Source organism: Trichloromonas sp. (genome assembly GCF_041583255.1).
Taxonomy (GTDB): domain Bacteria; phylum Desulfobacterota; class Desulfuromonadia; order Desulfuromonadales; family Trichloromonadaceae; genus Trichloromonas.
On record NZ_JBFHGD010000232.1, the window covers coordinates 1 to 4,867 of the forward strand.

4 protein-coding genes are annotated in these 4,867 nt (G+C 63.3%); 2 read left to right on the forward strand and 2 right to left on the reverse strand.

Annotated features, from left to right (window positions below; genetic code table 11):
- Together ABYV89_RS14540 and ABYV89_RS14545 are read right to left on the reverse strand one after the other, a co-directional pair.
- Positions 1–1,964, reverse strand: a 1,964-nt coding sequence (locus tag ABYV89_RS14540) for a DUF2339 domain-containing protein (RefSeq protein WP_432823657.1), incomplete at its 3' end; no start/stop codon positions are given.
- Positions 1,965–2,029: 65 nt separating this feature from the next.
- Positions 2,030–3,487: a sigma-54 interaction domain-containing protein gene (locus ABYV89_RS14545; RefSeq protein WP_432823658.1), complete on the reverse strand. Its 1,458-nt coding sequence runs from the start codon at positions 3,485–3,487 to the stop codon at positions 2,030–2,032.
- Positions 3,488–3,655: 168 nt separating this feature from the next.
- Here ABYV89_RS14545 and ABYV89_RS14550 point away from each other — a divergent pair, with 168 nt between their 5' ends.
- Complete coding sequence (locus tag ABYV89_RS14550; protein WP_432823659.1) at positions 3,656–4,228, forward strand: TetR/AcrR family transcriptional regulator; 573 nt, start codon at positions 3,656–3,658, stop codon at positions 4,226–4,228.
- Positions 4,229–4,337: 109 nt separating this feature from the next.
- Positions 4,338–4,867 (forward strand): biotin/lipoyl-binding protein (locus ABYV89_RS14555; RefSeq protein ID WP_432823660.1); only part of this gene is annotated, 530 nt, incomplete at its 3' end.

Sequence of the window (4,867 nt, forward strand, 5' to 3'; positions counted from 1 at the left end):
AGTCCCAGGTGCAGATAGTTCAGGAGGTGCGCCAGTTCGCTCTCCTCGTCCCGGCGCAGCAGCCCGTAGTGGAGCAGAAACGCCAGCGGCCAGGCCAGCCAGCCGCCGTGGATCGACGGATGTTTGTGGAATTCCAGCAGCGAGAAACCGGCGCCGGCAAGCATGACCGGCAGCAGTCCCTTGTAGACGTGCTTGAGGTATTCCCAGCGCAGTTTCACCCCGACAGCGAAAGCCAGTGCGCCGGAGAACGCACAGAAGGAGAGCGCTGAGGCCAGCTGGAAATTATGGGGGACGAAGCTGTCGATTTCATTCAGGCCGGTGCCGAACCACCAGAGCAGCGCCCAGCACAGGGCCAGGGTGCTTTCGAGATGGGTGGTGGGCAGGTGTTGCCGCTGCCGGTGCAGGCAGTAGCCGCTGAAAAAGCCCGCCAGGGCGACGATCAATCCGCCGAGGCAAAGGCCGTTGAGTACCGCCAGGTCGCCGGTCGGTTGCCCGACGGCGTCGAGAAAGGCGATACCGGCCAGCACCTGCAGCACCAGCCCGAAGATCCGCGGCATCCAGCGCTGCTGCTTGAGGGCGATCCAGACGATGGCCGAGCCTTCCAGGGCCCAGGCCGCCGAAGTCCAGCGGCCGTCCAGCGCCAGCGGGATGGCGACGGTGGCGAAGACCACCCCGGTGGCCATGAAGGCTTCGACCAGGGTGCGCAGGGCCGGGCTCCCTTTTTTCAGCAGTCTCCAGGCCAGGGCGGCATAGAGGCCGCCGACGACCAGGGCCGACCAGGCCAGGCCGTATTCATAGGGTTTGACCAGCACCGACTGCAGGCCGAAGCAGACGATCGGGGTGCCGAAGACCAGGGTGCCGTCGATGTACCCCTTGAGATTGAGCGGCAGATTGCGGGCGAATAAAATGCCGATAGCCAGGTAGAAGAGAAAGAACAGAGCCAGAAATGGCTCGGTAGTGGCGAACATCTCGGGACGGTAGTTCTGTGCGCCCCAGAGGGTGCCGATGCCGAAGGTGAAGATGAAGCCGAGCAGGTTCAGCTCGCGCCACGACTTGTGCCAGGCGGTCACCAAAATGCCGACGTTGAGCAGGGCATAATAACTGAAGAGCATGACGTGGCTGCCGCCGCCGGTGGAGGTCAGCACCGGCGCCAGGAAGCCGCCGACAACGCCGATCACCGCCAGCACCCGGGCATCCTGCAGAATCGCCAGGGCGGCGGAGAAAATCGACAGCCCCACCAGCAGACCCAGGGCGATGCCGCCGGGTAACAACTGGTAAAGGCGTAATGCGGCGAAGATGACCAGGTAGAGGATGCCCACCGCCGCGCCCTGGAGGATCAGCGCATAGCCGGTGCGCTTGGCGCGCAGGCGCCAGCCGAAGACCAGCAGGGCCATAGCGCCGAGGCTGACCCCCAGCAGGCGCAGCTCGATCGGCACGATGTTGCGCTCGGCCGAGTATTTCAGCAGAAAGGCGACGCCGAAGAAGAGGACCACCGCGCCGGCCCGCACGACCACGTTGCCGCCGGTGAAATAGGAGACGAAGATGTTCCACAGTTCGACCTGCAGGGGTTTTTCCGCAGGCGGTGACTTCGGGGCGGTCGGTGCACTGAACGGTTTTGGGGGTGGACGATGTGGCGCGGCCTGCGGTCGCGGAGGAGCCGGTCTGGCAACAGACGGTTTGTCCGCCAGATCTGTAGGACTGTCGAGCTCGAAGATAAAGTCGGAGCCTTCGGCAGCCGGTTTTGGGGCTGGGCGCGGACTGGTGGCCCTGGCGGCGGGAGCGGTTTTAGTCGCGCCCGCCGCCAGCTGCCGCTCCAGCTGCTCCAGGCGATTCTGCAGGCGCTGCTGCCTGAGCCAGGCGACCCCCAGGAGCGCTCCGAGGATGGCGCCGGCAATCGCCCGGCTGTTCTCAGAAAATAGCCAGGCTCCAGCAACCAGACCAAGCAGTGCCGCAATGAAATACATGCCCCCTCCGCAGGATCGACCATTCATCTGTCGATCAGAAATATTTAAACGGCTACAGTGTGCTGCTAATCTAACTCATCCCGGGCAATGCCCAGTTTTTCCAGATGCCGATACAACGTCGCACGATGCACGCCGAGACGGCGGGCCGCGGCGCTGAGGTTCCCCCCCGCCGCCCGGTAGGCCTGGCGGATGTCGTCGGCGGAGAGGTCCGCCGGGCGGGTCGATGTGCCCGTTGTTCTGGAGCGCAGCAGCTCGGCGTCAAAGGTTGTTTTGGTCGGTGCCGCCAGCAGCAGGCGGTCGCCGGTCAGGGGATAGGGGGGCGCCACCGGTTGCGTCGTCTGCCGGGTCTCCGGTCCCCAGTCGCCGGGCGCGAAGCCCTGGCGTTCGCGAACCCACTCGGCAAAGGCCCGGGCGCCGATCACCTCGGACTGGGTTTCGATATAGACCCGTTCGAGGACGTTGCGCAGCTCACGGATATTGCCGGGCCAGAGGTACGACTGCAGCAGGGCCAGCGCCTCGTTGGTCAGCCGCTCGACGCGGCGGCCGTACTTGTCGCTGAACTGGCGCAGGAAGTGGCTGACCAGGTGCGGGATATCCTCGCTGCGCTGGCGCAGCGGCGGCAGGTGGATGCGCAGTACCGAGATGCGGTGGTAGAGGTCGGCCCGGAAGCGGTTCTGGCCGACCGCCTGCTCGAGCGGCACGTTGGTGGCGCAGACAATGCGGACGTCGACGGGAAACTCCTGCTCGCTGCCGACCCGCTCGACCCGCTTTTCCTCCAGCACCCGCAGCAGCCGGGTCTGGGTGTGCAGCGGCATGTCGCCGATCTCGTCGAGAAAGAGGGTGCCGCCGTCGGCTCGCTCGAAGCGCCCCTTGTGGGTGCGCAGCGCCCCGGTGAAGGCGCCCTTTTCGTGGCCGAACAGTTCCGACTCGAGCAGTTCCTCGGAGATGGCTGAACAATTCACTGGAACAAAAGGCCCGCGGGCCCGCTCGCTCCCCTGGTGCAGGGCTCTGGCCACCAGTTCTTTGCCGGTGCCGGTCTCACCGGTGATGACCACCGCCGCCCCGGTGGGGGCGTAAAGAGCGATCTTGCGAAAAACCTCGCGGATGGCGGCGCTGTCGCCGATCAGGCCGCCGAAGGTGGGGACGGTTTCGGCTCGCCCGGGGGTGGGCTGGCGGAACAGGAAATGGACCAGGGTGCCGCTGTAGTCTTCGGCCAGCCCGGCCGGCCGCACATCGGCGACCAGGGTGATCTCTTTAGCCGCGGCAAAGCGCACCCGGATGTCGGTAAGCGCCGTGTCGCGGTTGAGGCTTTCCTCGGCCAGTTCCCCGAGGGGAGGGACCGTGCCGGCAAGGGCCTGGTCCAGCTCCAGGCCGCGCAGCTCGGCGGGCGCCCGGCCGGTCAGCTGCGCCAGGCGGTCGGAAATTTTCACCAGCTGCAGGCGTCCGCCCTGACGGCAGTTGACTACCAGGTCCGGGCTCAGCGCCGGCAGGCTCTGGCTGTGAAGAGTCTGGAAATCATTCATGGAATGCAGTTCCCGAAGCAAGGATGTCTGTTGCCCAATGTAACCGTTCCAATCCGCGAGTGCAAGGGGGGCGGGACGGATCGATCAAGGTATTTCTGCTCTTGACTCCCATTGGAATAAGCGGTATTGTCGCGGAGTGAACATTCACTCCGCGATTGGAGAGGGCAGATGACCGAAGAGAAAAGCGACAAGCGTACCGCCATCATGCAGGCGGCCATGGAGCTGATCGCCGAGCAGGGGTTTCACGGCACCCCCACCTCGCAGATCGCCCAGAAAGCCGGTACCGGAGTCGGTACCATCTACCGCTACTTTAAGGACAAGGACGAGCTGATCGAGGCGATCCACGAAACGGTTCACGGTGTTTTTATCAACTCCTTTGCCGAGAATTACGATCCGCAACTGCCGGTGCGGGAAAACTACCTGCGCATCTTCTCTGCCCTGACCCGACTCTTCATCGCCAACCCCGGCGAGATCCGGTTCATGGAGCAGTATTACAACTCCCCTTACGGGGTCGCCAAGAAGCGGTCCGAAGAACTCAAGTGCGAAAAGCCGCTGTTCCAGTTTTTCGCACAGGGAAAACAGCAGCAGGTGATCAAGGATTTTCCCATGGAAGTGTTGATGAGCCTGTCGTTCGGACCGATCATCTTTGTGACCCGCGATCACCTGAACGGCTTCATCGAACTGGACGATGCCATGATCACGGCGATTGTCGAGGCCAGTTGGGATGCGGTCAAACGCTGAAAAGTAAAATATACCACTGCTGGCGCAGGTGATTGCACCGGCGTTTTTTTTAGATCAGACAGCGGAGTGAATATTCACTCCGAGCTTCCAGAACTCAAGTGAGGATCGTATGGAAAACCAGGAACAACCGACACCCGTCGTTTCGTCCCCAGGCAAAGCGGGGTCCCGGAGAAAAACATTTTTCTGTGTCGCCTTTGCCGTTCTCGTCATTCTTGGCGCGGGCGCTTTTTTCCTTTTGCAGCCGCCGACATCCGCTGAAGCCACGGCACCGTCCACAGCTGCGCCGCCGCCGATGCCGGTTGAAGTCACCGAGGTGACAGTTGCCAGCGCCGACAGCGAGATTTCTGTCGTTGGCAGTCTGCAGTCCAACGAGTCGGTGGTGATCGCTGCCGAGATCGCCGGGCGCATCGACAAAATAGAGTTTTCCGAGGGGAAGGTCATCGCCTCGGGCAAGGCTCTCGTTTTTCTCGATGCCTCAGTGCTGCAGGCGCAGTTGGATCAGGCCGAAGCGAACCGTGCCCTGAGCCAGGCCAACCACAACAGGGCGGAAGCGCTGCTGAAAGACAAGGCGATCGCCCAGCGTGAGCGGGACGAGGCCTACGCCAAATGGCAGCTGGATGAAGCCAGCATGCGTCTGGC

Excerpts from the sequence above, each read along its gene's own strand:
- ABYV89_RS14545 (WP_432823658.1), bottom strand. The coding sequence starts at position 3,487 with ATGAATGATTTCCAGACTCTTCACAGCCAGAGCCTGCCGGCGCTGAGC.
- ABYV89_RS14550 (WP_432823659.1), top strand. The coding sequence starts at position 3,656 with ATGACCGAAGAGAAAAGCGACAAGCGTACCGCCATCATGCAGGCGGCC.